The organism is Amycolatopsis sp. FU40 (assembly GCF_021903635.1).
GTDB classification, from domain to species: domain Bacteria; phylum Actinomycetota; class Actinomycetes; order Mycobacteriales; family Pseudonocardiaceae; genus Amycolatopsis; species Amycolatopsis dendrobii.
This window is the reverse complement of the sequence record NZ_CP091380.1, coordinates 107,189-131,664: the sequence shown is the minus strand read 5'-3', so window position 1 is coordinate 131,664 and position 24,476 is coordinate 107,189. Positions and strand designations below refer to the sequence as shown.

General features: G+C 70.2%; 28 protein-coding genes. 5 read left to right on the top strand and 23 right to left on the bottom strand.

The features are described 5' to 3' along the window. Positions 1–207: 207 nt before the first annotated feature. The 8 genes from L3Q65_RS01090 to L3Q65_RS01055 all read right to left on the bottom strand — a co-directional run bounded on the left by L3Q65_RS01090 (position 208) and on the right by L3Q65_RS01055 (position 4,357). Positions 208–669, bottom strand: a complete 462-nt coding sequence (locus L3Q65_RS01090; protein ID WP_237596626.1) for a hypothetical protein — start codon at positions 667–669, stop codon at positions 208–210. Positions 670–748: 79 nt separating this feature from the next. Beyond that, positions 749–1,789, bottom strand: a complete 1,041-nt coding sequence (locus L3Q65_RS01085; RefSeq protein ID WP_237596625.1) for a hypothetical protein — start codon at positions 1,787–1,789, stop codon at positions 749–751. 268 nt (positions 1,790–2,057) lie between these two features. Further along, on the bottom strand, positions 2,058–2,519 hold the full coding sequence (locus tag L3Q65_RS01080; protein WP_237596624.1) for a DUF6355 family natural product biosynthesis protein: 462 nt from the start codon (positions 2,517–2,519) through the stop codon (positions 2,058–2,060). Between the two features lie 196 nt (positions 2,520–2,715). Then, positions 2,716–3,123, bottom strand: a complete 408-nt coding sequence (locus tag L3Q65_RS01075; RefSeq protein WP_237596623.1) for a hypothetical protein — start codon at positions 3,121–3,123, stop codon at positions 2,716–2,718. A gap of 14 nt (positions 3,124–3,137) precedes the next feature. Then, a complete protein-coding gene (locus L3Q65_RS01070) occupies positions 3,138–3,362 on the bottom strand; it encodes a hypothetical protein (protein ID WP_237596622.1) in 225 nt (74 codons plus the stop codon). Positions 3,363–3,539: 177 nt separating this feature from the next. Continuing rightward, positions 3,540–3,779 (bottom strand): hypothetical protein, encoded by a 240-nt coding sequence (locus L3Q65_RS01065; RefSeq protein WP_237596621.1) that lies wholly within the window; start codon positions 3,777–3,779, stop codon positions 3,540–3,542. 52 nt (positions 3,780–3,831) lie between these two features. Next, positions 3,832–3,993, bottom strand: a complete 162-nt coding sequence (locus L3Q65_RS01060; RefSeq protein WP_237596620.1) for a hypothetical protein — start codon at positions 3,991–3,993, stop codon at positions 3,832–3,834. A 139-nt stretch (positions 3,994–4,132) separates the two neighbouring features. Next, complete coding sequence (locus L3Q65_RS01055; protein ID WP_237596619.1) at positions 4,133–4,357, bottom strand: hypothetical protein; 225 nt, start codon at positions 4,355–4,357, stop codon at positions 4,133–4,135. Between the two features lie 545 nt (positions 4,358–4,902). Here L3Q65_RS01055 and L3Q65_RS01050 point away from each other — a divergent pair. Genes L3Q65_RS01050 through L3Q65_RS01035 form a run of 4 tightly spaced genes read left to right on the top strand, consistent with a single transcriptional unit; the run spans position 4,903 to position 6,976 of the window. Further along, the gene (locus L3Q65_RS01050; RefSeq protein ID WP_237596618.1) at positions 4,903–5,403 is read left to right on the top strand and encodes a hypothetical protein; all 501 of its coding nucleotides are present in this window, start codon (positions 4,903–4,905) and stop codon (positions 5,401–5,403) included. 53 nt (positions 5,404–5,456) lie between these two features. Further along, positions 5,457–5,615 carry a hypothetical protein gene (locus tag L3Q65_RS01045; protein WP_237596617.1) on the top strand — a complete coding sequence of 53 codons (159 nt, stop codon included), beginning with the start codon at positions 5,457–5,459 and terminating at the stop codon, positions 5,613–5,615. Between the two features lie 2 nt (positions 5,616–5,617). Beyond that, complete coding sequence (locus tag L3Q65_RS01040) at positions 5,618–6,616, top strand: hypothetical protein (protein ID WP_237596616.1); 999 nt, start codon at positions 5,618–5,620, stop codon at positions 6,614–6,616. 60 nt (positions 6,617–6,676) lie between these two features. Continuing rightward, positions 6,677–6,976: a hypothetical protein gene (locus L3Q65_RS01035; RefSeq protein ID WP_237596615.1), complete on the top strand. Its 300-nt coding sequence runs from the start codon at positions 6,677–6,679 to the stop codon at positions 6,974–6,976. A 94-nt stretch (positions 6,977–7,070) separates the two neighbouring features. Here L3Q65_RS01035 and L3Q65_RS01030 read toward each other — a convergent pair whose 3' ends face one another. From L3Q65_RS01030 to L3Q65_RS00980, 11 genes are all read right to left on the bottom strand, one after another. Continuing rightward, a complete protein-coding gene (locus L3Q65_RS01030; protein WP_237596614.1) occupies positions 7,071–7,271 on the bottom strand; it encodes a hypothetical protein in 201 nt (66 codons plus the stop codon). Positions 7,272–7,376: 105 nt separating this feature from the next. Beyond that, complete coding sequence (locus tag L3Q65_RS01025) at positions 7,377–7,625, bottom strand: hypothetical protein (RefSeq protein WP_237596613.1); 249 nt, start codon at positions 7,623–7,625, stop codon at positions 7,377–7,379. A gap of 254 nt (positions 7,626–7,879) precedes the next feature. After that, positions 7,880–8,599, bottom strand: a complete 720-nt coding sequence (locus L3Q65_RS01020) for a site-specific DNA-methyltransferase (RefSeq protein WP_237596612.1) — start codon at positions 8,597–8,599, stop codon at positions 7,880–7,882. A gap of 231 nt (positions 8,600–8,830) precedes the next feature. Next, complete coding sequence (locus L3Q65_RS01015; protein ID WP_237596611.1) at positions 8,831–9,301, bottom strand: hypothetical protein; 471 nt, start codon at positions 9,299–9,301, stop codon at positions 8,831–8,833. A 129-nt stretch (positions 9,302–9,430) separates the two neighbouring features. Beyond that, positions 9,431–10,285 (bottom strand): hypothetical protein, encoded by an 855-nt coding sequence (locus L3Q65_RS01010; RefSeq protein WP_237596610.1) that lies wholly within the window; start codon positions 10,283–10,285, stop codon positions 9,431–9,433. A gap of 920 nt (positions 10,286–11,205) precedes the next feature. After that, positions 11,206–13,488: an NB-ARC domain-containing protein gene (locus L3Q65_RS01005; RefSeq protein WP_237596609.1), complete on the bottom strand. Its 2,283-nt coding sequence runs from the start codon at positions 13,486–13,488 to the stop codon at positions 11,206–11,208. Positions 13,489–13,661: 173 nt separating this feature from the next. Continuing rightward, entirely contained in the window at positions 13,662–14,147 is a 486-nt protein-coding gene (locus L3Q65_RS01000) for a hypothetical protein (protein WP_237596608.1), read from the bottom strand. After that, positions 14,141–14,347, bottom strand: a complete 207-nt coding sequence (locus L3Q65_RS00995) for a hypothetical protein (protein WP_237596607.1) — start codon at positions 14,345–14,347, stop codon at positions 14,141–14,143. Before L3Q65_RS00995 ends, L3Q65_RS01000 begins: the two co-directional genes overlap by 7 nt. 66 nt (positions 14,348–14,413) lie before the next feature. Beyond that, entirely contained in the window at positions 14,414–15,505 is a 1,092-nt protein-coding gene (locus L3Q65_RS00990) for a hypothetical protein (protein WP_237596606.1), read from the bottom strand. A gap of 345 nt (positions 15,506–15,850) precedes the next feature. After that, positions 15,851–16,726 carry an alpha/beta hydrolase gene (locus L3Q65_RS00985; RefSeq protein ID WP_255750794.1) on the bottom strand — a complete coding sequence of 292 codons (876 nt, stop codon included), beginning with the start codon at positions 16,724–16,726 and terminating at the stop codon, positions 15,851–15,853. Between the two features lie 497 nt (positions 16,727–17,223). Beyond that, positions 17,224–18,690, bottom strand: a complete 1,467-nt coding sequence (locus tag L3Q65_RS00980; protein WP_237596604.1) for an FAD-binding protein — start codon at positions 18,688–18,690, stop codon at positions 17,224–17,226. A gap of 488 nt (positions 18,691–19,178) precedes the next feature. On the opposite strand from L3Q65_RS00980, the gene L3Q65_RS00975 reads away from it, so the two are divergent. Continuing rightward, complete coding sequence (locus L3Q65_RS00975; protein WP_237596603.1) at positions 19,179–21,560, top strand: LuxR C-terminal-related transcriptional regulator; 2,382 nt, start codon at positions 19,179–19,181, stop codon at positions 21,558–21,560. Here the strand turns inward: L3Q65_RS00975 and L3Q65_RS00970 are convergent. From L3Q65_RS00970 to L3Q65_RS00955, 4 genes are all read right to left on the bottom strand, one after another. Then, entirely contained in the window at positions 21,538–22,770 is a 1,233-nt protein-coding gene (locus L3Q65_RS00970; protein WP_237596602.1) for a cytochrome P450, read from the bottom strand. The two genes, L3Q65_RS00975 and L3Q65_RS00970, sit on opposite strands and share 23 nt — an antisense overlap. Positions 22,771–23,007: 237 nt before the next feature. Continuing rightward, the gene (locus L3Q65_RS00965; protein ID WP_237596601.1) at positions 23,008–23,217 is read right to left on the bottom strand and encodes a hypothetical protein; all 210 of its coding nucleotides are present in this window, start codon (positions 23,215–23,217) and stop codon (positions 23,008–23,010) included. A 284-nt stretch (positions 23,218–23,501) separates the two neighbouring features. Further along, positions 23,502–24,095: a hypothetical protein gene (locus tag L3Q65_RS00960; protein ID WP_237596600.1), complete on the bottom strand. Its 594-nt coding sequence runs from the start codon at positions 24,093–24,095 to the stop codon at positions 23,502–23,504. Positions 24,096–24,097: 2 nt separating this feature from the next. Beyond that, positions 24,098–24,334: a hypothetical protein gene (locus L3Q65_RS00955; RefSeq protein WP_237596599.1), complete on the bottom strand. Its 237-nt coding sequence runs from the start codon at positions 24,332–24,334 to the stop codon at positions 24,098–24,100. Between the last annotated feature and the right edge of the window lie 142 nt (positions 24,335–24,476).

The window sequence follows — 24,476 nt, the reverse complement described above, 5'->3', positions numbered from 1 at the left end:
GCGCGCGGTAGGTCGCACAGCCTGAATTTCATTTAGCGGCAACAGAAGCGGCTCGCGAAAGTTCTTGCTGTTTCCAATTGCGGACGTCCGCGTTTCCCGACGGGACGCGCGGCACGAGCGGGCGTCTTCGGTCCCTGCTCGGTCGGGAGATCGCGGCTGGTTCGGCCCATGCCGTGCTTGCCGAGCAGCGTCCAGGCGCGCACGTGCTCAGGGCAGCCAGGATTCGTCGTCGCCAGCGATCTTCAGCTTCAGCTCGTCGACGCGCTCCTGCAGCTGCAGGTGGGTGATGATCCCGACGAACCGTTCGGACTGCAGCAGCTCGCACTCGGCCTCGACAGGCCGTTTGCGGTCGATCAAGTTCTGGATCCTCTCGCCCAGGGCCGAGAAGGCGTCGGTGATCTCCTGGTTCATCGACTGGGCCAGCTGTTGACGGTGGTACTCGGCCTGCGCGACCTGCACCCGTCCGTGAGCGTTCCGCACCCGGTGCCGAGGCCCCTCGGGGACAGGCTTCACGGAAGACAGTCTCACGCCGCGCAGCACTGTCTGGCCGGCGTAGGTCGCCAGGGTGAGTCGTCTGTCGGCGATGTCGTGATTGTCGTCTGCGACGAGGAATCGGAGTCCGTACGCGTCCTCCACGCTGCCGCGGTACTCGAGTCGTCTGCCGATCATGCTGGACATGCTGCTCCTCGAGGAGTTGCGGACGCTTCTGCGGTGCGAGGAGCGACCGGGCCTGGTCGCAGCGACGCGGCTAGGGCTGGCCGTAGGAGACCAGCGCGGCGGTGATCGTGTCGGCAGCGGCGCTGGTGGCGGGATCGTCGTCGACGCCCCAGCAGCGACGGAGTTCGCGGACCTGGTGGGAGACCGGCGCTGCCGGGTCGTAGGCGGCGGCGATCCGCCCTACCCGGGCCGGGGGCAGGCCGACCTGCGCAGCGATTGCCCGCAGGCTCATTCCTTGTGCCCGTGCCCCGTGGATGACGACCGCGCGCTCGAGGTCCGCGCACTCGCCTCGGAACGCCGCAAGGGCCAGCCGTGCGCGTAGTGGTGCGGTGTTGGGATTGCCGGACATGCGGTTCTTCTCATGTCGGGTGGTGCGGGTTGTGTGGCGGGCAATCGCGGCGAGAACTCGTTCGCGCCAGCGGAACGCGAACCGTGGACAGTTCGCGCAGCTCTTGTGGCCGGCGCATCCCGGCAGCGGCGGTTCCCTCCGCGCCGCCATCGACCAGGCGAGGCTGTCCGCGCTGGCGAAGTTCGAGCCGTATTTGCCCAGGCCGGAGAGCTTCACTCCGAATCCGTGCAGGTCTATTCCGGGCACCGCCTCGCGGACCGCGGCGATGATCCCAGCCACTTCTTCTGTGCCTTGGCGGCGGCACACCGAACCGATTCCGACCGTGGGCTCGGCGGCGAGGTCGACGCCCGCGTCGATGAATTTCGCGGCGCAGTCCAGGTAGTCGGCCAGCGTCCAGCCCTGCAAGACGGGAATGATCGGCAGGTCGGGGGCGAGCGCGCGCAGTTCGAGGAAGTTGCCGACGGTGCGGGCCTGGTGCTCGCGCACGGTGAGCCCGGTCTTCGCCCGGATAAAGGGCTCCGACATCCAGTCTTGCTGCGCCGCGAAGAGCAGCCCGCCGATCTCGTCGCGGTAGCGGCGCACCCGGGACGCGTACTCGCGCGGGGTGGGGCCGTGGGCCCAGGTTCCGTAGGTCGACAGCTCGGTGAACCCGCCCGAGTCCAGCGCCCACGTGCCGATCGCGCGCGGCAGTGCTCTGTATCCGCGCAGCGTCCGGTCGGACACGAACAGCGGAACCGTCGTGCGGGCCAGCCAATTCGGGCGATGAGTGCCTAGGAGGAACCGCACAGCCGCGCGGTCCGGCAGGCCGCGCCGGTGACGAGCCCCCTGGTGCCGACACGCTCGGATGTCTGACGGGGACGGTCGCCGTGACTGGCACGCGGCCTTCGGAGCCGCGGTCGTCACGACGGGCTCCGTTCCCGGCGGGCGCCGGACGTCCGGTCCTCGCATGCGCTGGCTGTCGCTGTGACGCCGGGAATCCGGGTTCGGCGGGTCACGGGAAGTCGGGTTGGCTGGAGGCGCAGATCCGCCGGCCGGACGGGGTCGTGATCAGTGTCGGGGGCTTGGGAACAGCGCGAGCGCCGACCTGCCGGTGTGTTCCGTCGTGGTACAGGCCCTGCTCGCCCCACGGTCCGACACACGTCGTGTAGTGGCGGCCGTTGTCCCAGTCGGCGCGCACGAGCACGAACCGGCTCGAGCAGTTTCGGTAGCGCGCGTCCATCCCCTGCGTGCTGTATCCGCACCGGTGTGGCGCGGGGGTGCTGACTCCGACGTCGCCGTGCACGTCGATGCCGAGGGCCTTCAGGCTGATGATCCCGCCGACGTCGCCGCTGCCGGAATCTGAGCTCGCGGCGGCCGGGACGGCAGCCGCCGTGGCGGGGATGGCGGACGCGACGCCGCCTGCGACGAGCAGGCCGAGCAGGATGCCCTTCGTTGCGGTCGTCGAGAAGTTCATGGGTGGGTTCCTTTCCATCGCAGAGTCCGGATCCCGGCCGAGCCAGGCCGGAACGGGTGCAGGGTCGCGCCTGCGGGTGCTGGGACACCTCGGTTTGCGGGCTTGCCGCGTGTCGTTGCGCACCGGAGGCCTCGGGCACGGATAGTTCGATCGAGCGCTGGTGGCGGGTGCTGGTCGTCGGTCTTTCCCAGCGGAGTCAGATGTTCAGATGCGCCTCGTCGTACGCGGTGAGCGCGCGTAGTCGTTCTTCTGCCGCGTCCCAGGCGACGGAGGGGATCCGCTCGTCGCCTCCTAGGCTGGCCCGCGCCGCGGCCAGGGTGTCGAAGAGACCGAACACCTCGGACGCGCCGGTGTCGAAGCAATAGTGGTGGGCGTGCACCAGGATTTTTCGCCCTTCGGTTTGGGCGATCCACGCTCGCCATGCCTCTGGCGGCGCGGGCGCGTCGGCCGAGTGGCGGGCGAACTCGGGCTCCGGATCGTTCTCGCGGGGCCAGTTGCCGTCCTCGACATCGGGTTCCCAGAGCCAACGTCCGACGAAGTACTGTCGGCGCGGCGGCGATCCGCGGTCGATAGTGAGGCTGGCGAAGTCGTTTTCCGGTTGCATGCGTCTCCTTGTGGCTAGGGGCAGCCATGTCGTCGCTGGGCGGCCAGCGTCGGGAGGTGCCGTCCGTGCCGGCGTTCGAACACGGCGCCGACGTCGATGTGCAGCACGTCGCCGCCGCAGTCGCGAAACACCGGGTATCCGCAGGTGGCGCAGGCTCCGATCGCGTCGTGCTCGTCGCCGCACGTCGGGCAGAGCGCGTGGTACTCCTCGTCCTCGACGGGGTATGGCGCATCGTGCACGGGTTCTCCTTCCGCGGCGGGCCCGGGGCGGCGCCTGGCCGACGCACTGGCGCACGGTTCCCTGGATTTCCGATGCGCCGGGCGACTGGCGTGCGCCGTTGGCCAGCAACGGCCCGCAGTCGTGATGCGTGCCGCGATCGCCGGGCGGAGAAGGCTTCGGCCGTAAGGCCGCACTGGTCACGGCGCCGGGGCCAGGACTGCGCGGTGGGGTCCGTGTTCGCGCTGGAACGCCGTCCAGCGGCACTGGTGAGACAGCCCGCCGTCGCAGTGGCGGCTCACCAGGTGCCCGCACTCGGCGCAGGAGCCGATCGGGTCGTGTTCGCGGTCGCAGTCCGAGCACACGGCGCGGTAGTCGCCGCAGTTCTCGTCGCACACCGAGCCGCCACGGGTTCCGACATCGCTCGGGTTGCTGCACATGAACGGCGTTTCCTCGTTGTCAGAAGGGGATCCGACGGTGTGGCACGGCAGTTCAGCCGTCGGTGTCGACGATGTTGATGCTGACGATGTTGCCGTGTTCGCTGCCCAGGAATTGCTCCAGAGCTTCGCTCAGCAGATGGATCCCGGTGCACCTGCCCTTCGCGACGTGCTTGTCGGCGTAGGTAACCGTGATCGCCCAGTAGCCTCTGTTCACGACGTTCGCTTTCTTCCCGAGCCGGGGCCGTGTAGTGGCCGCCACGAGAACTCGGCTCCGGCTCGGGTGTTTTCCGGAACCTTTTGCGGAAACCGGCGTCTACCGGCACGCGCACGCGTCGGCATTCCGTTGTGACCGGTCACTCCCGCGGTTTGGGATCGTGGTCTCCGCCCCAGTAATACGGGGCTTCGATGTGGATCCAGCTGCCGTCCTCGTCGCGGCGGATCGTGTGACCGCACCTGCAATGAGCATCTCCGTCAGCTGTTTCGTACTGGATCGCCACATCGACATCGGGCGGCGCGTCGACGTGCGTATCCCCATCCGTGTAGATCGTGACGACCACTTGTGCCTTCTTGTCCGTCATCACAGGTCCTTGCGCCTTTGACTGCGCGGCATCCGCGAGGCGGAAATTCCGACGCCGACTATCCCCCGCTGTTGCGGACGAAGGAAGACGTCGTTGTTTCCAAAATACCTGGGCGTGTTTCCGCTCGGCGTATCTGAGACGCTCCGGTCAGGCGGAATTGCGCGGCCGCCTCGTGCGGATGCGGGCAGGAAACACGGCGCTGACCTTTGGAAACATGTTTGGCTTTTGTTGCAGTTTCGGCTCGGTAATAGTACTTGGCAGCGGGCCGCAGAATCCGGCCGCGCTGCACGGGGGATCTCCCCGTTGAGCACGTCGGCGGTCGGACCGGCAACGCACGCCCGACCGATTCGTTCCCTGCCGGGTGCCCCGCTCGAACGATCGTTTCCCGCTGCGCCGAAATCTGGCTTCAGAGCAGCCCGCAGTCGCGTATGTCCGATGCGCACCTGCGTCTGCTGTTCCGCCGGGACCGGCGAGGCGACCGAGGAAACGGGCCGGTGACGAGGCGGCCCGCAAGCCTGGAATCCCCCGAACAGCAAGGAGTTCCCATGTCAGTGACCATGCGCGCCCGAAGCGCTGTACTGGCTGCGGCTGCCGCCGCCAGCTTCGCCGGCGGCATCGGCATCGCCGACGCCGCCATTTCCGTCCCCGCGCCTGGTCCGGGGCACTCGGCCTCGGCCGATGTCTCCGCTCCCGGGGTCGCCGCGCGGGCGACGATCCGGTCGGGCCCGCATCGCATGGGCACGTCGCTGGGTCGTCCCGCCGCCAAGGCGCTGTCTAGCGATTTCTACGCCCTTACCACGGCTTCCGGCGCGAGGGTCAGGGCCTCGGCCCCCAACGGCGCGATCCGCGGCGTCACTCACTACAACGAAGGCGGCGACGTCTCCTGCAAGGTGCGCGCCTCCGACGGTCATCTCTGGGGACGGGTGGGATTCATTTCCGATCGCAGCCATCAGTACGTGACCGGGTACATGCGCGACGACCTGTTCAAGGTCTGGGTCCGTCCCTGGTCCGCGTGGCGCGGCGCGGACGTCCTGCCCTGGTGCTGACCGTCCGCACGTCAGGGCCGTGCGAACCGGCAGCGTGACCGTTCGCAGTCCAGGTGCAGACATCCCGTGCGGCGGGCGGCGGTCCCGAAACGCTGACCGCCGCGCGGGTTTCTCTTCTCCGCGACGGCACCGCTGTGGCCGATCTCCGCCGACGGGACCTCGGCTCCGCTCCGGACGAAGCCGCCGCGACCCGCCCGTACGAGGAATGGTGAACGTGGACAACCGGCCCAAGCGAGGCGAGTTCCGCCAGCAGCACGGCGAGTGGGCGTCCCTGGCAGTGGCCGGCATCGCCGCGGTCGCGCTGTGGCAGCTGGTGGGCACCGTGTGGCCGTGGCTGCTGGCGCTGGGGGTGCTGATGCTGGCGGCAATGATCGGACTGCGGCGGCCGGGGGCGCTGGCCGCAGGCCTGGCCGCGGCGGACGCGTGGTGGCTGGCCTCGGTTCCGCTGTGGGCGTGGGTGTTCGTGGCAGGCGTGGCCGCGGCGGCAACGGGTGTCTGGTGGGCGTGGACGTGGTGGCGGAAGCGCCCGGACCCGACGGCCCGGCAGGAGGCCGAGCGGTTGCCCGCGGTGCGGTCCGAACCTTCCGTCGCGGCGACGGATCATGCCTGTCCGGATGCGGCCGTCCCACCGAGACGGGCCGCGGCGCTGCCTGTTCCTGGCCTCGGGGTCGCGGTGCGGCGCTGGCACGCCGCGATCGCGATCGCCGCCGGTGCCGGGCTGATCGCGGCCGGGATCCTCGGCTGGCGAGCGGACACGGCGACGGCGGCAGCGCAGCGCCAGGCCGAATTGGACGCTGCCCACCACGAAGCGTTCTCCAGAATTCTGCCGCGCACGGGAGCGGATCTCGTCCATTACCTGGTCGCCGCGATCGCCGGACGCCGCCCCGAGAAGGCCTGCTTCGCGTTCGTGCCGGAGGCCGGCCGCGACTTCGCCGCGGCCTTCGGCGCCGAGTCGTGCGAAGCGGCGATCGACCGCCTGTCCAGGCAGCTGCCCGTCGCGCCGCACGCGGGCATCGCGTACGAGAACGCGACCGGCGCGATGGTGCTGCCCGGCGCAGCGACCACCGACCTCGGCGGCGGCCGCAAGATCGTGGATGCCTGCGCCGTGAACGTCTCGCCGCCCGGTGCCGGGCCGGATCGGTTCGGGATCTTCACCATGCAACAGGTCTCCGGAGAGGGAAGCCAAATCGTCGCCTACAGCAGGTGCCTGTGACCGGACATCGTCCGGCAGGAAGGCACCCCGCCGGACAGCGTGAGAGAGCAGGACACCCGGATGCACGACGACATCGAGCCGGGCACGAATCGCCGGACTGCGGCGTCCTCGCCGACGCTGCTGCCCTCCGACGTCGACACGATCGAGGCCGCAGCGGAAGACTTCTGGATCTGTCGGTGCGGCAACAAACCTCACGGGTCCGGATTCGTGCCAGTCGACCGGCACGGCACGGAAGTGGACCCCACGCCAAGTCAGTGGCCCGAACTGCTGTACCGGTGCAACGGCTGCGGACTCGTCATGGACGGCTCCACTGTGGACACCATGGCCCGCACGGTCGCGGTGATCGGCCGGATCGTCTAGTCGCGCCGTCCGGCGGCGGCCGTGGGCACGTCATCGACAACTCCTGCTGCCGGAATGACACAGCCGACCCGCGCGCCCGATGTCCTCCCAGTCGTCACGACCCGGAAACGGGGTACCCGTTGTCGTCGAACTTTCCGGGCTCGACTTCCTCGACCTCGCTGTCCATAAAGAACTGACCGTCCGCACTGCGCCAGGGAGGAAACCCCTCCTTCGCGCGCTTCGGCACGAAGACGACTTTCATGTGCGCATCGGTGAACTTCTCGAACCCTTCGCGCCGAACTCCTTCGCGTTCCATGTTCGTTCTCCCTTTCTCTTCGCGCAGGCGTAGTGCGCTGCGCCTGCGGCTACGTTCGTGCGGTAGTCGGACGTCCGGCTCCTCGAACCGGCCCAGCGCCCCGGTTCAGCAAAAGTCGCAGGAGAAGCCCACCGCAGCAGGATCGTTGCTGGCGACGACGGTCACATAGTAGGTGGCGTGCGCGCCCGGGCGGCCTGTTCCGGTGGCGTTGTACAAGTGGGCTGCCGCCCACTGGCGCCGTTCCTCCTCACCGGAAGGCATGGCTGGCGCGTGCACTGTTTCCCGTGTCCGGATTGGTTTCCCAGCCCCGGGGCCGTAATCACTGGCAATGTCGAGCTTGTACCAGAATTGCACCGTCGGCTCCTTTCCATCACGGGTGCGCCCCCACGCCGGGCAGCCACACGAACGAACGTTTGGCGAGCAGCCGGTTCAATGCCGACAGGTTTTCGCGACGTTGGGAGCGTGCTTCGTCTGCCGGACAACGACACGCCGATCGATCGCGCGCGTAGCCGCAAGGTCGTCCGGGGAGACGGCTCGCACGCCCGTCTGGCCGCCCGGCAGCCAGCCGCCGGACAGGCACCAGTCGAGGGTGACAGAGATCTGTCAGCTCACGACCGTTCTGCTTCGGCCAGGCGAGCCGAGGCGATGGCGTGGTAGTGCGGGGACAGTTCGATGCCGATGAAGTCGCGGCCTTCGGCGAGCGCGGCGACTCCGGTGGTGCCTGCCCCGGCGAACGGGTCGAGGACTGTTCCGCCGCGAGGGCAGATCTGCACGAGCTGGCGCATCACGTCGAGCGGTTTCTGCGTGATGTGGAGCCGGTTCTGGCCGCGCGGCTGTGATCCGGAGACCAACCCGGGCAGGGAGACCGGGTTGCGATCGGGCAGGACTGCCCCGTTGCTTCCCCAGAGCAGGTATTCGGTGTTCTGAGAGAATCCTCCGCGACGCGGCCGGGCGACGGGCTTGTGGTGCACCACGACGCCGCGCCAGGTCCATCCCGCCGCTTGCAGTGCGTCGGAGGTTGCGGGCAGCTGCCGCCAGTCGCAGTACACCAGCGCGACCGCTCCCTCGCGCGCGATGCGCAGGCATTCGCCGAGGACCATGGACAGCCAGTAAATGTAGGACCGCTGGTCCTTGTTGTCTCCGGCGAAGTCGGCCAGCTGGTGCTGGGCGTCGCTGCTGACGTATTTGCCGCGCGCGGATGCTGTCGTGCGTTCGCCGCTGGTGCGTCCGCCGGAGTTGTAGGGCGGGTCGGTGATCACGGCGTCGACGGTTCCCGGGGCCATGCCGGTGAGGAGGGACAGGGCGTCGCCCTGGAGGAGCTGGTGCATCGGTGCTCATTTCCACGCCCTGCGGTTCTGCCCTGCCGCGTGGGCGAGGCAGGACCGCCTGGCGTTGGTGACGATATTCAGTTGTGGTTGCAGACGCGGGGATTCCGCGCCGGGTCGCCGCCTGGGCATTGCGGCGAAGGCGGCGGGTTGTGCGTCAGGGCCCGGATTCCGGCGGGCGCGGACGGAGGGCGTTCAGTTCTTGCGGAGCAGGCGGACGTGGCGCACCGCGCGTCAGCACTTCGGGATCGAGGCGTCGGGGTTGATCTCGATCAGGCTGGCCGAGGACCAGCCGTAGATCCAGCCGTTGCTGCGGTGGTAGGCCACCCGGTACCAGCCGTTCTGCTTGCACGACACCCACATGGCGGCGTAGCGCGGAACGGTGGTCAGGACCCGGCCGTTCGGGTAGGACTTGCGGATGCGCAGGCCGGAGGCCTCGGAGATGGCCGAGTGCCAGACGACGGCCGAGCTCCGCGCGGCGGTGTCGGTGCGGGCAGCGCCTGCGGCCTTGGCGGGGTTCGGGTCGGCCTGGGCCGGGTCGGGGGCTGCGGGCGCGGCGCTGTCGGGCAGTCCGAGGGTGATGGTGACGGACGGGCCGCCGGTCGCGGCGGCGAGGCCGGCGGCGGATGCCGGAACGGTGCCGGAGAGGCCGGCGAGGGCGAGCGCGGCGAGCAGGGCTGTTTTGGCTGCGGTTTTGGCGATCACGAGGTTTCCTTTGCATGGTGAGGGGCCCGGCGGCGTGCGTGCGCGCGCGTCCGGGTCGGGCCGGGCGGTCCGGCGGGTGGTGGTCGGCCTGCCGCGGGCGCGGTCACCGCGGCAGGCCGAGGGCTCGGGTTATTCGGCCGGCACCGGGAGGTGCGGCGGGGATCCTGGGATGCGGGCGGCGTGGACGCGCTCGGCGACGAGGATCAGCGAGTTCGGCTCCCGCATCCGTGTTTCCAGGTCGGTGAGCACGGTGTGCGCGGCGGCGGGGTCGAAGAGCCCGCTTCCCAACAGCCACACCTGGTTTTCGAGATGCGGGTGGCGGCGGGTCGCGCAGATTTCCCCGGCGCGGGGCAGGTAGAGGACGGTCCACGTTCCGGACCGTTCCGGGGCGACGGCGGGGTCCTCGTCGCCGTCGCGGCGCCACTGGCGGCCGAAGTCGTCTCCAGTCAGCAGCGGGATCCCGAACGCGGGGTCGGCGCGGCGGGGGTCGGCAGCGAGGAAGAGTTCCTCGCTGTCGAACACGATCGCGGAGCCGGGGGTTTCGGGCGAGCGGCTCCAGCCGCGGGCGGCCTCGGCCAGCCGTCCCGAGCGCAGGTTCAGCCCGATCACGTAATCGCGCAGCATCCGCTGCAGCCGGCGGCAGCGTTCGAGGGCCGTGGCCGCCGTGGCATGCTGCGCGGTCGCGGCGGCGAAGTCCTGCTCGGCCTGCTTGCGTCGGCGGCGGACGACAGGCGACAGGCGGGACCGGGCGGCGGCGAGGTCGGTACGCCGCTGCTGGACGAGTTTCTCGGCGACGGCGAGACCAGTTGCGGCCTCGGCGATGTCGGCGCGGAACCGGGCTTCGAGCGCGATCAGGTCGTGCGCGGGGTCGGCGGAGGTGCCTGGGCCACTGGGGGCGATCAGGTGCTCGGCGATCGCCTGCGGGAGCAGGTCCGGGTCGCGGCGGTGCCCGACGCGGACGCCGAGACCGTTCTCGGAGTGCATCCACAGAGGCAGGTGGCGCGGTGTCATTGGCTGTCTCTCCAAGGCGGCGGTGCGCCGGGATGCGGGGACGACGGAGGCGGGGCCGGGACCGCGGACGGGGGGTGTCCGCGAGCCCGGCCCCTGCTTCGGCCCTGACCTTGGGCGGGGAACGGCGGTGCCTGGGGTGGCGGTGAGGCTGTGCGGCCTCGGCACCGTCGCTGCGGGCGTTCGTCCCGCGCCGCGGCCGCCGGGTGGGGTGGCAGCCGCGGCGAGAGACGCCCGCTCAGGGCGGTTGCGTGGACTCGCTCGCCGAAGGCGACAGAGGCGAGTCCGGTTGGCCGAGCAGGCGCGGGTGTGTCGTCGCGCGCCGGTCGTGGCTCGGCCGGAGGCGGCCTCCCCGGTTCGCGGCCGGGTAGGCAGGTCGGTTGTCGGCAGGCGGACCCGTACGGGAAACAGTGCCGCGCACGGTCCGAGAAATGCTGTCTTCGGTCATGGCCGCGGCCCGTCTCGGTTCTTCTTTGCGGGCAAGTTCGGGTTCACGCGTGGCGGTTCCGGGACAGACTCGGCGATTCCGCTGCCGGTCCTAGTGTCGTTTTCCTGGTTGTGGTTCGCGTCGGCGCTTGCCTTGCGACGGGCACGTGGTTCTCTGCGCCTGGGCCGGTTTCCGACCGAAGAGGGCAATGCCGGCTGGCGCGGCGATGAGCCGCGACGGCTGTGCTGTTCGGCGTTCTGGTGCCTGTTCACGATCCCTCTTTGCGGACGGCGTTCGTGCTCGGATTCACCTTCGACTATTGGCGTTGACGGGGGAAATGAAAAGGGTCGAGCCGTTTCCAGAACGGTGCCGCTGTTTCCCGTTCTCGTTTTCGCCCGAACGGTTCCGCTTTCCGCGCACGCCCCAGGGGAAGCCGGGTGCGGTGCGCACCAGGCCTGTGTCGCCGGGTTCAGCATGCGGCGGGCAGACACTCAACAGTCGCAGACGTGTGCAGGCCGGTCAGGTCGAGCACGGCCAACTGGGCGCGGACGTCGGCGGCGCGCGGATCGCGCAACCGCTCGAACAGCTGCAGAGCCTGGGACAAGGCTCGACGCGCCAGCCGCTTCTCCCCCATCCGGCCGAGCACCTGAGCCCGGAAGGTCTGCACCCTGGCCTCGCCGCCGAGGTCACGGGCGGCGGTTCGCAGCTGCAGCGACCGGTCGAGCCGGTGCAGTGCGCCGGGCAGGTCGCCCTCGGCGCGCTGCACCTGTGCCAGGCACGCCAGCGCCAAGGCCTCGCTGGCGGTGTCGCCGAGCGAGACGAACAGCTCCCGCGCCGCGCGCAGCTGCGCAGCCGCAGCGGTGAGGTCGTCGAGTTCGCGGTGCAGCCTGCCCAGCCAGATCCGCGCCATGGCGACACCGCCGCGCATCCGGTGCGTCTCGAACAGCTGCAGGGACCGCTCGAGGTGCTCGCGCGCCTGAGCCGGGTGTCCTTGCCCGAGCAGGACAGCGCCGAGTTCGAGGGTCGACCATGCCAGGCCGCTCTGGTCGCCGATGTCCTGGCGGATCGCCGCGGCCGCGGTGAAGCTGCGCCGCGCGTGGTCGAGTCGCCGCAGCTCCTGGTGAGCTCGGCCGCAGCTGTGCAGGCACCAGGCCTCGCCGTCCCGGTCTCCGGCGCGGCGCGCGGCGATCAGGCCGACCGCTGCGCCGCGCATCCAGTGCCGCCAGGCTTCGCGCAGGTGCAGCCAGGGGGACGACACCGCCGGAAGCAGCCACGCCTCCCGGTGCAGGTCGAGGTCGAAGGCCTGTTCGGCGGCCGCGAGCAGGTTGTCGGCTTCGGTGTCGAACCACGCGAGGGCTTGATCGGTCTCGTCCGCGGCGAACGTCTGCGGCGTGACGCGCGGAGCGGCGGGGGGCAGGGCGGGCACAGCGGGCCGGGTTCCCTCCGGGGCCAGCACCGCACCGGCCGCGCCGGCGGAGTGCAGGTACCACGACAACGCCCGTGCCGTGACCCGTGCGCGCACGTCCTCGGGCAGCGTCGCCGCCGCCAGGTCGGCGGCGAAACCGCGGAGCAGGTCGTGAAACCGGTACCGGTCCTCGGGCAACGGCTGCAGCAGGCGGGCCGCGACGAGGTCGGCCAGCAGCGGCGCGGTGTCGATCTCGGCGCGGCCGAGCATCGCGGCGGCCGCGCCGAGGCCGAGTTCGGCCCCGGCGTGCAGGCCCAGCATCCGGAACAGCAGGCCGGCGGGCCCCGGGAGCCGACTGTAGCTCCAGGCGAAGGCCTCGCGCAGGTCGTGCGCTTCCCGCGGCAGGTCGCGTGCCGCCCCCGCTGCGAGGTCGGTCAGGTCGTCCCCGGGCCGGGCGGCGATGTACTCCCCCAGCAGCCGCAGCGCCAGCGGCATCGGCGCGTAGGCGCGGGCCAGGTCCGCGGCAACCGCTGGTTCGGCGTCGATCCGGCCTGGCCCGGCGATCCCGGCCAGCATCTGCAGTGCGTGTTCCGGATCCAGCCCGCCCAGCTTCAGCCGCGCGGCTTCGGGCATCGAGCCCGCCAGCTCGCCGCGGCTGAGGACGAGCACGGCCGCGCCGGGGATGGCGGGCAGCAGCGGCGCGATCTGCGCGGCGTCGGCGACGTTGTCCAGCACGGCCAGGACCCGCTTCCCGGCCAGGACGGTGCGCAACAGCGCGGCGCGGTCGTCGAGCGTCTCGGGCAGCTGGCCCGCCGACATTCCGAGAGCACGCAGCCAGTCCTCGAGGACGCCCTCGGCGCGGCTGGTTCCCTCGCAGCGGTAGCCGTGCAGGTCGGCGAACAGGTTGCCGTCGGGATACCGGCGCGCGTGGTCGCGCGCCCACCGCAGAGCCAGGGCGGTCTTGCCGATGCCCGGCGGGCCGTGCAGGACCATCGCCCGGCCGTCCGCGGACGGCGGGGCGGCCCCGAAGTGGCGGGTGAGCATGTCCAGTGCCTCGCCGCGACCGACAAGGGTGCCTGCGGGCTCGGGCAGCTGCGCCGGGCGGGCGGCGGTGAACCGTGCCGCCTGCCGGGGAGTGAACGCCACCCGGTCGATCAGCGGCGGATCGACCAGCAATTCCAGGTCGCAGGCTTTCACGAATTCCGGGCTGGGTTCGGCGTGACCGAGTTCCACTTTGGACACGTGGCCCGGCGAGTAGTGGATGGCCGTCGCGAATGCGCGCAGCCCGATCTTCCTGTTCAGTCGTTCAGCGCGCAGGAGCGCGCCGAACGCGTTGTTGTCTGCCATCAGGTCCTCCCCAACCGTGGACGGCGTGTTTGTGCGTGCGCGGGGGCGACCGCGTCGCCCCTCGGCCCCGGGCATCGCCGGGGCCGGAGCATTTGCCTTCTCCTTTTCTTGTGACCGCAATGGTTTTCGTGGCGCGGGCGGCGTCAGGATGCGACAGCCGTCGGCGCGTCCGGCTACCGGTTGCGGACCAGGCTCCGCTGCGGCTGCGGAGCGGCGGCCTCCTTGCGAGGTCTCGTCTTCTCGCTTTCGAATCGGCAGAGGTCGACGACGGTGAACGAGAGCATGCCTTCCCAGACCAGGCGTCGGCGGCCGTCACCGTGGTCATCGCGCATGTGGACGTACCACTCGCTGCGCGGGCCCTCGCCGCCGACGCGGCGGGCAGCGATGGCGAGCGTGTCTCCGATCCGGACCGCGCCGCGGTGGGCGGCGAGCTGGCGCGTGCCGAGGCTGCACTGCTCGGGGCGCAGCGTCTCGCGCAATGCCTCCATGCAGATTGCCTCTCCCACCTCGAGGAGTTTGGCCGAGGCCATCACCACTGGCTTGCGCAGGAATTCCCGGCCGCGGTGCGCGAGCGTGCGCACCGAGTCCGACGGGGCCACCCGGTAGCGTGCGGTGTGTTCTCGGACGGTGCGCGCGTGCGCGGTGTCTGCGGTCACCATTCCGTGCCGTCCTGGGCCCGGTGGGCGGTGCCGCCGGCATCCGGTTTTGTGTGGCCGGGCGGTCGCGTGCAATGCCAGCCGTCGTGCTCGGTGTCGGGCGGCGACGGCTGGAGACGATCGGTGCAGAGGCCGTCGCCAGCGGGGCATTCAGGCGTCAGGGCCGCGCGGATATCGCCACGCTGGTCCGGTTGTGCGGTCATGTCGCTCCTTGATGGACATGTCTGGTCGACGTGCGCGGGCGGCCGTCCCGGGGCAGTGCGCGAGCGTCATGCGGCGGCCGGGCGACGGACGCGGGTGGTCAGGAACGCCGCGATGCGGGCGGAAAGCTGAAGGTTCGCGGCGGCGTCCTCGGGGGTGCGGCGGCCCAGTCCGCAGGCCGGGCCGAGCGCCTTGAGGCGCTTGCCGACGGCGTCGGCGATCAACGCTGCCGCCACGGCGCTCGCCTCGGGATGGTGCTCGGCCACGACTCCGGCGATGACCTGGATGTCACTGCGCAACTCCCGCAAGATCTCGTAGTACGCAGGGTCGGTGGGGGGCGCGGCGTCGCCGTAGGTGACGGCGATGTGCGCGATGGGCATCGCGATGCCCATCGCTTCCAGTCGCTGGGCGAGGGCGTTGAGGAACACCACCGGCGCCTCGAGACCGTCCGGGACGCACAGCGGCTGATGCTCCAGGTCTCCGTAGCACACCAGGTGCAGGACCCAGTCGGCCTGCGCTGCGACGGCGATCATCGAGGCGGCTTGGTCGACGAGCTGGTCGGTGAGCTGCGCCCAGTTCTCACGCGGGGTCTGGTGGTACTTGAGCATGACGGCCGGGCTTTCCAGCTGCAGGCGCACGCGATCGCCCCAGCGCTGCACGATCTCGCGGATCTCTCCGGCGAGCATGGTCTGGATCGCGGGCAGCCACCGCGGGGCGGCTTCCGCCGAGCCTGCGACGAAGAAGGCCAGGTCCAGCGCGTTGGGGATGCTCACCTGCAGCTGCTCGGGAATCGCGTCCCCGACCAGCTGGCCCCGCGCGGCGAAGGCCTCGGCCACCAGTTGCGGGCGGCCGAGCGCGAGACTGGCCGGTTCCAGATCGTGCCCGTCCTCGACCGCGTAGGACGGGACGCGGTCATAGCCGCGGGAATCGCCGGCGCGGACCTGCCGCAGTCCGGGCGCTTCCGCGCGAGCGTCGAGCCAGTCGATGATCCAGCGCGGGTCGGTGTCGATCGGCAGAGCCGTCAGTGTCGCGCCGCAGCGGTGGTCGAGGTGCCATTGCATGGTGTCCAGCGGATCCCTCGTCCCGGTCGGTGCGGTGCCGACCGCGTGGACGACCACCTGTTCCGTTGCCGACGGGAGCCGGTCGAGAAGTTGAACCATCGCGATCTCCTGAAGATGTGTTGATACGGCAGTGGATTCGGTGCAGCTAGCGGGGAACCGGCGTGTTTTGGCGGCGCCATCGGGTTTTCTGGCCGGTGTCGGGGTTCACTCTGACCCACCGAGTGCCGCCGCAGACGCAGTACTCGCACCGCCACCCGCTCGCAGACTCCACGGTTTTCGCGAGTGGCGTGCACCGGCGCTGCGCGCGGCGGCGGATGCCCCGGCCGTGCCCGGGGAAGGGAGGTTTCGTACCCGCGTAGACGGCGTGAAGTTGCTCGGCTGTGGGGCACAGCGGCAGAAGTTTGGGTTTGCGCTGGGTCGGGGTGTTCCATGCCACTCGCGTGGTCATCGGGTGCCTCCGAGAAGTGTGCGGTCCAGCCAGGATGCGACCGCATCGGCGAACTGGCTGCCGTCGGCGGCGATCGCGAGGCTGTGCCCGGCCCGCAGCAGCACATACGCGTCCACCGGGTGCGAGTAGGCGTCCTGTTCGGACGCTCGCAGCGAGTCCGCGGACGCGCACAGGGTTCCCGGGCAGGCCCAAGTGTCCTTGCCGCCGTTGGCGACCAGCACGGGGACGGCGATCGCGCGGGTGGTGGCCGGGGCGAGGCCACCGAGCAGCGCGACCGGGACCTCCGCGGCGGAGAACTGGTCGCGTCCGGCCTCGTCCGCGGCGACGACTTCGGGCGCGACGTCATCGGGCGCGTCGAACATCGCAGCGCGCTGGTGCGGAATGGTGGTGAAATAGCCTGGGTCCAAAGAGGACATTTCGAGGGTCTTGGGGTGGGTGGTTCCCAGAAGCCGCACGGTTTCAGTGGGGCTGACGTGATGCGAGTAGCCGGACAAGACGACGGCGTCGGCGTCGCCGGGGTGCCGTGCCGCAGCGAGCGCGGACTGCAGGCTGCCGAGCGAGTGCCCCGCCAGCACGACGCGGGAGTACCGGCGGGAGTCCAGGGTTCCGGCTCGGGCACGGGCGATCACCTGGTGGATCGCGTCGGTCTGGACCGTGTCGGTGACGAGTGCGCTTAAGGGTTTTGTGCTGTCGCCGGTGCCGAGCCGGTCGAGCGCCAGCGTCGCATAGCCGGCGGCGTTCGCGCGGGCGGTGTAGCTGTACGCGGGAAGTTTCACGCCGTCCCAGTAATGGCGGTTATAACTGCCCCCTGGAATCAACACTTGAAGCCCTCGCGGCGTCCTCGTCGCCGGCGTGCACAGCGTCCCGTGCATCGTCCCGGTCACCAGCCCCGAGGCCACGGGCACGTCGACCTCGTGGCAGGTGCGCGGTGCGGCAGCGGCGGGAGCGGGAGCGGTGACGAGCGCAGTCGCGGAGGCGACAGCGGCGACCAGGCCGAGGAGGCCGCTCGCTCCAAGCGGTGATCGGGTGGTCGACGCGACCCCGTTGGGTGGGCGGCGAATCCTGGCGCGGGACTGCAGTTTTCGCGCGACTGCAGGCATGGCAATGGTCATATTCGGACTGTCGCTAACAGCATTGGCGCATGCAATGGGTCACACCCTGGGCACACAGCGGAAAACCCTGGGGTTGTGCGGAAGTCGGCGAGGGTTTGCGGAAAGCCAGTCCAGGGGCCGCGCGCAGGGCGAGTGTCTGCGGCCAGGGTCCCGCGAGGATCTCCAGGGTCGGGGCCTGCGGCACCAGGGTTCGCAGGGTGCGAGGCGACTCCCGTCCCCGGCACGCGACGGCGTGGCCGGGGCCGGAGGTGGAGTCGTCAGTCGCGAGGGATTCCCGGTCCCGGCGTCACGTTCCCGCGAGGGTTGTAGCGGTGAATGGCGGCGAGAACCTCGGGCCAGGTGTCGCCGTAGTGGGCTCGCCATCCTTCGGGCGAGGGAACTTCGCTGATCGGGTACCGAGTTCCGCCGACGGCGTGACCGGCCCGCTCCCAGCTGTGGTTTCGGGCCGCCATGCTGGTGTCGTAGGTGATCGACGGCGCGGCCGGGGAAACGCACAGCACGTCGAAGAGGCCCATCAATTCGCCGGGGTCATCCGGGTCGGCTGCGTCGGGCAGCATGAGCCGCGTTTTGCCGAATGCGTTCCTCCGATGGGGGAAAAACAGTACGAATCCCATCTCGGACCAGTCCTCGTCGGTCATTTCCTGCAGACGGGCGATGACGTAGGACTCGGCCGCGGCACCCGAGAGGAATTGGTCGAACCAGGGCTTCAACAGGTCGTCCCAGCCTGCATCGCGCCGCCATCGGTTGATCAACTCGGTGAACTGGAAGAGGTGGTCCCGCAACGGCAGGACAGTCGTCTGGACCGCGCCGGCGGGCCGCTGCGCCTTCGGGTCGGTCCTTCGGCCGGCCGCGGAGCCGGGGGCGTGCCATTCCGGGAGCCGCGATTTGACCTCGTCGAGCCGGTCGGCCCCGTCCGGTCCGGGGCAGGCCAGGTGGACGTTGAGGACCATGGACGCACCGTCCGGCATCGGCGGGGTGATCATCACGAAGCATTCGTCCTCCTCGTGGTCCTTGTCGATCATCGAGCAGGCGATCCGAGTCGCCTCGAATGCTTTGCTCGGATCGGTGTAGGGAACCACCGCGGAGGCGACGGTCGGGTGAGCGGGCACCAGCTGCAGCTTCGCGCGGGTGATGATCCCGACCTGGCCCAGCCCGGCCCTGGCCGCGTCGAACAGATCAGGATGCTCCGCTGCGGAGCAGCTGATCAGGCTGCCGTCGCCGGTGACGACGTCCAGTTCCAGGACGTAGTCGACCTGCGCTCCTTTCGCCGGCTGGCAGCCGATGCCGCCGACCGAGAGCGTGCCGCCGACGGTCAGGTCGAGGTAGCCCGTGTCGCCGCCGGCGAAACGCCTGCCGTGCTCGAGCAGCAGCAGCGTGAGCGTCGACCACAGCATGCCCGCCGGAGCGTCGACCCAGGCGCGGTCTTCGGCGAATTTGGCGGCGGCGACATCGGCGAGGCAGGTCATGTCGACGGCGACGCCGCCCTCGGCCAGCCGCTGACCGCCTACGGTGTGCGCGGCGCCTTGCGCCGCAACGCTCAGGCCGAGGTCGCGGCACCGCGCGACGACCTTGCAGATGTCGTCCACGCTGCCCGGGCGCAGCACCGCGGCCGGTCGTCCCTCGCGAAGTCGGCCGAGGTCTCGCCCGGCGTCGCGCAGGGCATCGGGATCGACAGTGAGCGTGCCGTCGAGACCGTCGACGAACGACGGACGCGATGCGCTCACGGCCCCCCACGACCGGGCTACGGGGTCGAAGCCGAGCTGATCAGGACCAGCAGATGACGACATGGATGTGCTCCAACAGCGGGAATCGGCGACAGTGGTCCCTCGCTACATTCGCTGGCCGGACGGTGAAACGCATCCCTGGAGTCCCTGGCGGCGAGACGCGAAACCCTGGCCCGGGCGGCGAACACCCTCGGCGGGGTTGCGCGCCACGGCCAGGGTGCCCGGCCCGGCGGCCAGGGTGCCCTCGCCGGGGGCGCGGAAGGCCCAGGGTCGTTCACATGGCTGGACACGTGCCAGTCGGAATGCTTCCTCGCACGGAATATTCCCTCGGCTCTGCCATTCGCGGCACGGCGAATTGCGGAAATGCGCGGATGTGCACGTGATCCAGTGATCCGGTCGTTACGATGCGCAAGGTTCGTGGTCGGACACCAACCGACATCAGCTCTATGCGGACACATTCCGACAATGACCCGGGGAGGGGTTGACCGGTGGTCGAGGTGAAATCACGAGCGGTCGCGGGGATCACCGCCCTGGTGGGCAGGCAGGGTCCGCTGGGAGAAGTCCGCGCCCGGCTCGCCGAAGGCGCCCGAGTGGTCAACGTGTGCGGAAGCGGCGGAGTGGGCAAGACCCGTCTTGCCGAAGAGCTGCGCGACCAGCTCGTCGCCGAAGCCGTCTACGGCAAGGTCGGCTCCGTGTACCTGTACCCCATCTTCGAGAGTACGGCCTCGCCGTCGAAGGAGGCGGGAGAAGGGCGGCGCAGCGAGCGGGAGATGTTGCTGCGCCGGATCTGCCGGGCAATCGCCGGGGCGCTGAACCTGATCAAACACCTGCCCGCCGCCGACGACCCCGAATCGCTGATGAGGGTGCTCGTCGACGAGATCGGCGACCGCAGGATCCTGCTGATCCTCGACAACTGCGAGCCGCATGTCGAGCTGGTCGGCGACGTGCTTCTCTCCCTTCTCGCAGCGCCGGGACTCCAGGTGGTCACCACGAGCAGGGAGTTCCTGCACTTGACGGCTGTCGAGCACCTGGTGCATCTTCGGCCGCTGACGGTGCCTGCCGAGGGCTCCACCCGTGAGGCCGCGGCGAGCGCGGACGCGATGACCGTCTTCCTGGCCCGCGCCGCGGCTGCCGGGCTGCGCGAGGATGTCCTCTCCGACCCGGACGAATGGGCCGCCGTGCTCGGGCTGGTCCGCATGTCCGACGGGCTTCCGCTGCAACTGGAACTGCTGGCTGCGGATCTGCGGGTTCGACAGCTGCCGTCCAAAGTCCTCGAGTTCCATCAACCGGACAGCGGTCTGTCGGCCAGCTTCCTGGACAAGGACCGGGTGTCCGACCATCAGCGGAACGCGACCAGCGTCGCCGCCAGCCACTGGAAGTCTTGCAGCCCAGAGCAGCAGCTTCTGTGGGCCAGGCTGACGATGTTCAGCGCCGCCTTCACACCCGAGGCAGCCGAGGCGGTGTGCGCAGGAGGCCCCATCGAAGCCGGCCGGGTCGCGGCGCTGCTCGCCGAGCTCGTCAGCCGATCGATCTTCTCGACCGGGCGGTCCGGGCGGTACTCCCAGCACGGCATCCTGCGCGCCTACGGCAAGCGGCAGCTCGAAAAGCTCATCGCGGCCGGGGACGAAGACGTTCAACAGCTGCGGGAAAGCTACTGCGCGTGGGCCGAGTCTTTCGCCGACACCGCCGCCCAGTCGTGGTTCGGCCGCGACGAGCGGCGGTGGCTGAGGAAGGTCCGGGCCGAGATGCCCAACATCGCTCCCGCGGTCCGCTGGTGCAAGCGCACCGGGCAGATCAGCCGCGGGGAGGCCATCTTCACCAACGTGGCTCAGGTGCGCGCCCAGTTCTTCTACGCCTTCGAGGGCGAGCTGGGAGCGTGGGCCGACGAACTGCATGACCAGGAGCCTGCCGAACCGACGCTGGCGCGGGTGGAGGCGCTCGCGAGTCTCGTGTTCATTCGCGTCGTGCTGGGAGACAAAGAACGCGGCCGCCGACACGTGGAAGAGCTGAAGTGCACGCTCGGCCAGCTCCCCGGCGCCGAGACGCACCCCGCAGTGAAGGTCGCGACCGGCACGTACGAGCTGTTCCACCGCAACAACACCGGAGCCTTGCAACTGCTGGCCGAAGCCGTGGAGGGATTCCGGGCCGCCGGGCAGAAGGGCCCTGAGCACATGGCGCTGCTGCTGCTCGCGCTGGGCGCAGGGGTATTCGGCCCAGCCGAACTCGCCGACGACGCGTCGCGGCGATGCCTCGCCCATGCCCGCGAGCACCGGTCGCCGTGGGCGGAAAGCTGGGCGCTGTGGACCACAGGGCTGCCGCGGTGCAGCGCTCCGGCCGACGTGCTGTGCGACGCCCTGCGCACGCAGATCGACATCGGGGACACCTGGGGCACCACCTGGTCGGTCGAAGCCGAAGCCTGGCGACGGGCGTTGCTGGGCACCACCCGCTGGGAGCTGCGGCTCGCGGCGCGTCTGCTCGGAGGCGCGGTCAGCTTGCAGGACCGCCACGGCGTGCGGATCTCCGGCCTGGAGCCGTTCCGCGCCTTGCGCAAGAGCGCGACGGACCGCATCGTCGACAAGATCGGACTCGACGCCTTCCGCAGGGCCTACAAGGAGGGCGCGAAGAGGACGACGGAGCAAATCTTCGCCATGGCGCTGCAGCACAGCCAGGAACTGGACGAGGTACTCGCCCCCAAGGAGCAGCAGATCGCCGCGTTGAAGGTCAACGGCCTGAACAACGCCGCCATCGGCGCGAAGCTCGGCATGCGCGTCAAGACCGTGGAAAGCTACGTCACCCGCATCTACAAGATGAGCGGCACGGCGAACCTCGCCGAGCTTGAGCGGTGGTTCAAGGACCAAGGACTCGTGTAGAGAGCCTCGGCGTCCACTCGGCATCGACGGCCCGGACCCCGCGGATCACTCCGTAAGTCCGGCGGACCACCGCTCCGGGCTGCCAGCGCAAGTCCGGGAGCGCGGCCAGCAATTCTTCCAGCATCACCGCCAGCTCCATCCGGGCGACGTGCCGTCCCAGGCAACGGTGCGCGCCCGCTCCCCAGCCCAGATGCGGCGGCACCGGCCGATCCCGGCCCGGGCGGAACTGGTGGCCGTCGGGGTAGTACGCCGGGTCGCGATTGGCCGCGCCCCACGGGATCACCACCCGGTCCCCGGGCACCAACGCCACTCCCGCCAGCTCAGTCTCGGCCCTGACGGTGCGGCCGGTCGCGGCGACCGGAGGTTCGTGCCGCACCGACTCCTCGATCACCTGCTGCACATACGCGGGATCGGCCGCGCAACGGTCGCGCAGGGCGTGATCGTCGAGGACTTCCACGAGAATGTTGGCGCAGGCATCGGTGGTCGTGAGGTTGCCCGCCGCGATCATCGTGAACATGAACTTCAGCACTTCGGATTCGCGCGTCCGGCGGCCGTCGACGCGGGCGTGCGCGATCGCCGACAGCATGTCGCCGAGGTCTTCGGTCATCCGCCGCCGCACCTGGTCGCGCAGGAACGCCCCGAGCGCATCGCCGGCATCCTGCGCGGACTCGGCGTCGCGCGCGTTCGACAGTGCCCGCACTCGGCGTGACAGCGCCGTGCAGTCGCGGCTGTTCAGTCCGAGCATTGCACCGATGACCAGCGGGGGGATCCGCTGCGTGTAGGCGGTGACCAGGTCGGCACGGCCCCGCGCGGCGAAATCCGCGATCGTCTCCCGGCACAGCGCTCGCACGTGTTCCTCGCGCTCTTTGGCAGCGGCCGGCGTGAACCACGGTTGCAACACACGCCACCACTCGAGGTGCGCTTTACCGTCGATTTCGAACAGAGGCGCCCGCTCCTGTTTCTCCACGCCCGCCACCACAGCCGCCGCGCCGAGCCCCTCGACATAGGAGCCGAAGACGTCGCCGTCCTTGCCGATGTGGCGGATTTCGTCGTACCCGGTGACTAGCCAGAATCCGCCGTGTCGTCCGGAACGCGCGACGGGGCAGCCGCTTCTGATCGTGTCCAGCCGGGCGTAGATGTCGGACGCGACGACGGGGTCGAGATGGTCGAAGTCGGCGGCGGGGCTGGAGGCTGTCTCGGCGGGGTTCACGCCCTTGTTGGTAACGAAGATCATCGGATCCGGCCAGGCGGCATTCGTGTGACACTCCCCGGAAGACCGCACGCGGGCTCTGCGCCGGACGTTCCCGGCCGCCGCGGACATGCGCCGCGCCGACACGACCGCGCGCCGCCCCGGAGCGGCGAAAACGAGATCGCGGGGCGAGAACCCGTGCCTGCACGGCGCACGAGCCGACGCACGGCGCAGGAACGCGATGTCCTGGAGGACGTGTCAGAACCAGTCTGCGGGGATGTCCGGGACGAATTCGCTGCCGTCGGGCACATGCCCTCCAGCGGTGACGATTTGTGTCTCGACGCGGTCGGCGACCTCGCCCAACCCGTTGTCGCGCATGGCGGTCACCGCTGCGTAAGCGGCGCGCGGGTCGGCGACGAGCATCGCGATGAACGCTCGGGCGTCATTGTTGTTCCCAGTGGCGCTCATCGGGGTACCTCCGCCGGGTCGTCGAACCTCTCCATCATGCACCGCTCGGCCTTCCTCCCTTGCCCGTGAGCTCGTACGCCCGCGGCTCGATCGCGCTTCAGTTGGTCGCCCGTCCCGGGCGGCCGCGGCGACGCTTCCCGGCCTGCCGCCTAAGTTCAGGGCTGGACCAGGGGCTTTCAGCGATTCGGGTCTGGGCGGGCAGGGTCGCTGGCACGCACCCCGGTACCGCGCCCAGTTCCCGCCGCGGCCGCCGCCCAGCGGCCGCAGCGGGAACTGGGCGACGGTCAGGAGCCAATTCCTCCGATGCCGGGAACGGCGAGGCCAGCGCGAGCGTTGTCGGCCGGGTCGAGACAGTCGCCGAGGATCCGGTCAGGCGTTCCGGGCGCGACGGCGAGTCCGGCGGCGGCCAGGGCAGCCCGCACCGGCGGGCAGGGCCAGGCCACGGCATCGTCCCGGCGGCACCGCAACTGCCCGGCGTCGGCATAGGTTTCGCTGCAGTCGACGCACACGCCGCCGTATCCGGCCGACCATTCGTGGTCATCGAACACCGCCTGCAGTTTGGCCAGCACGGCCGGGCTGCAGCGAGGCTGGGCTACTTCCGGCGGCGGGGTCCGCAGGGGGACGGTGACGGCGACGATGTCGCGGTGCGCGGCGCGGACGGTGTCCGGGGATCGGTCCTGCCCGTAGGTGATCTTGCCGTCGGCGACCTCGATCGGGGTCTGTGCGGTGGCCCGGTCGAGGTGGTTGTCGGCCATCCAGGCGGTCACGGCCGCCAATTCCGTGTCGGAGAGCCAATGCGGGGCGCAGGCGGGCAGGTTCCAGGCGATCCGGGCAAGCGGGACCTGGGGTCCGGTCGGGCGGGCGCTCGTGACGGTCATGGTCAATCCTTCAATGTGAGGCCGACGTGGGCTGCGAGGTCGTCGGCGATGAGCTTCGGGCGCGAGTCGTCGTCGCTGAGGTGGTCGCCGAGAATGTCGCGGGCGGTCTGGTAGTCGTGGTCGCCCTCGTTCCAGGAGCAGGCAAGCGCTGCGGCAGCGGCGGCGGCTCGGTCAACGGGCACGCCGGCTTTCTCGGTGAGCCAGGCGGTGAGCGTGCTCGGGTTGATGAGGTCGGTCATGTCGGAGCCTCACGCTTTCCTGGTGGCTCGGATGGCGGCGGCGATCTCGGCTTGCTGGGCCGTGACTGCTTCGTGAAGTTCGAGTTCAGGGGACTCGGCGGTTTCGACGGGCTCGGTTTCGGCAGTGCCCGGCTGGTCGTGT

Bases quoted from the DNA above. Each gene is read 5' to 3' on its own strand.
- L3Q65_RS01090 (WP_237596626.1), bottom strand. From the start codon at position 669: ATGATCGGCAGACGACTCGAGTACCGCGGCAGCGTGGAGGACGCGTAC.
- L3Q65_RS01080 (WP_237596624.1), bottom strand. From the start codon at position 2,519: ATGAACTTCTCGACGACCGCAACGAAGGGCATCCTGCTCGGCCTGCTC.
- L3Q65_RS01075 (WP_237596623.1), bottom strand. From the start codon at position 3,123: ATGCAACCGGAAAACGACTTCGCCAGCCTCACTATCGACCGCGGATCG.
- L3Q65_RS01065 (WP_237596621.1), bottom strand. From the start codon at position 3,779: ATGTGCAGCAACCCGAGCGATGTCGGAACCCGTGGCGGCTCGGTGTGC.
- L3Q65_RS01055 (WP_237596619.1), bottom strand. From the start codon at position 4,357: ATGACGGACAAGAAGGCACAAGTGGTCGTCACGATCTACACGGATGGG.
- L3Q65_RS01050 (WP_237596618.1), top strand. From the start codon at position 4,903: ATGTCAGTGACCATGCGCGCCCGAAGCGCTGTACTGGCTGCGGCTGCC.
- L3Q65_RS01035 (WP_237596615.1), top strand. From the start codon at position 6,677: ATGCACGACGACATCGAGCCGGGCACGAATCGCCGGACTGCGGCGTCC.
- L3Q65_RS01030 (WP_237596614.1), bottom strand. From the start codon at position 7,271: ATGGAACGCGAAGGAGTTCGGCGCGAAGGGTTCGAGAAGTTCACCGAT.
- L3Q65_RS01020 (WP_237596612.1), bottom strand. From the start codon at position 8,599: ATGCACCAGCTCCTCCAGGGCGACGCCCTGTCCCTCCTCACCGGCATG.
- L3Q65_RS01010 (WP_237596610.1), bottom strand. From the start codon at position 10,285: ATGCACTCCGAGAACGGTCTCGGCGTCCGCGTCGGGCACCGCCGCGAC.
- L3Q65_RS01005 (WP_237596609.1), bottom strand. From the start codon at position 13,488: ATGGCAGACAACAACGCGTTCGGCGCGCTCCTGCGCGCTGAACGACTG.
- L3Q65_RS01000 (WP_237596608.1), bottom strand. From the start codon at position 14,147: ATGGTGACCGCAGACACCGCGCACGCGCGCACCGTCCGAGAACACACC.
- L3Q65_RS00995 (WP_237596607.1), bottom strand. From the start codon at position 14,347: ATGACCGCACAACCGGACCAGCGTGGCGATATCCGCGCGGCCCTGACG.
- L3Q65_RS00990 (WP_237596606.1), bottom strand. From the start codon at position 15,505: ATGGTTCAACTTCTCGACCGGCTCCCGTCGGCAACGGAACAGGTGGTC.
- L3Q65_RS00985 (WP_255750794.1), bottom strand. From the start codon at position 16,726: ATGCACGGGACGCTGTGCACGCCGGCGACGAGGACGCCGCGAGGGCTT.
- L3Q65_RS00965 (WP_237596601.1), bottom strand. From the start codon at position 23,217: ATGAGCGCCACTGGGAACAACAATGACGCCCGAGCGTTCATCGCGATG.
- L3Q65_RS00960 (WP_237596600.1), bottom strand. From the start codon at position 24,095: ATGACCGTCACGAGCGCCCGCCCGACCGGACCCCAGGTCCCGCTTGCC.
- L3Q65_RS00955 (WP_237596599.1), bottom strand. From the start codon at position 24,334: ATGACCGACCTCATCAACCCGAGCACGCTCACCGCCTGGCTCACCGAG.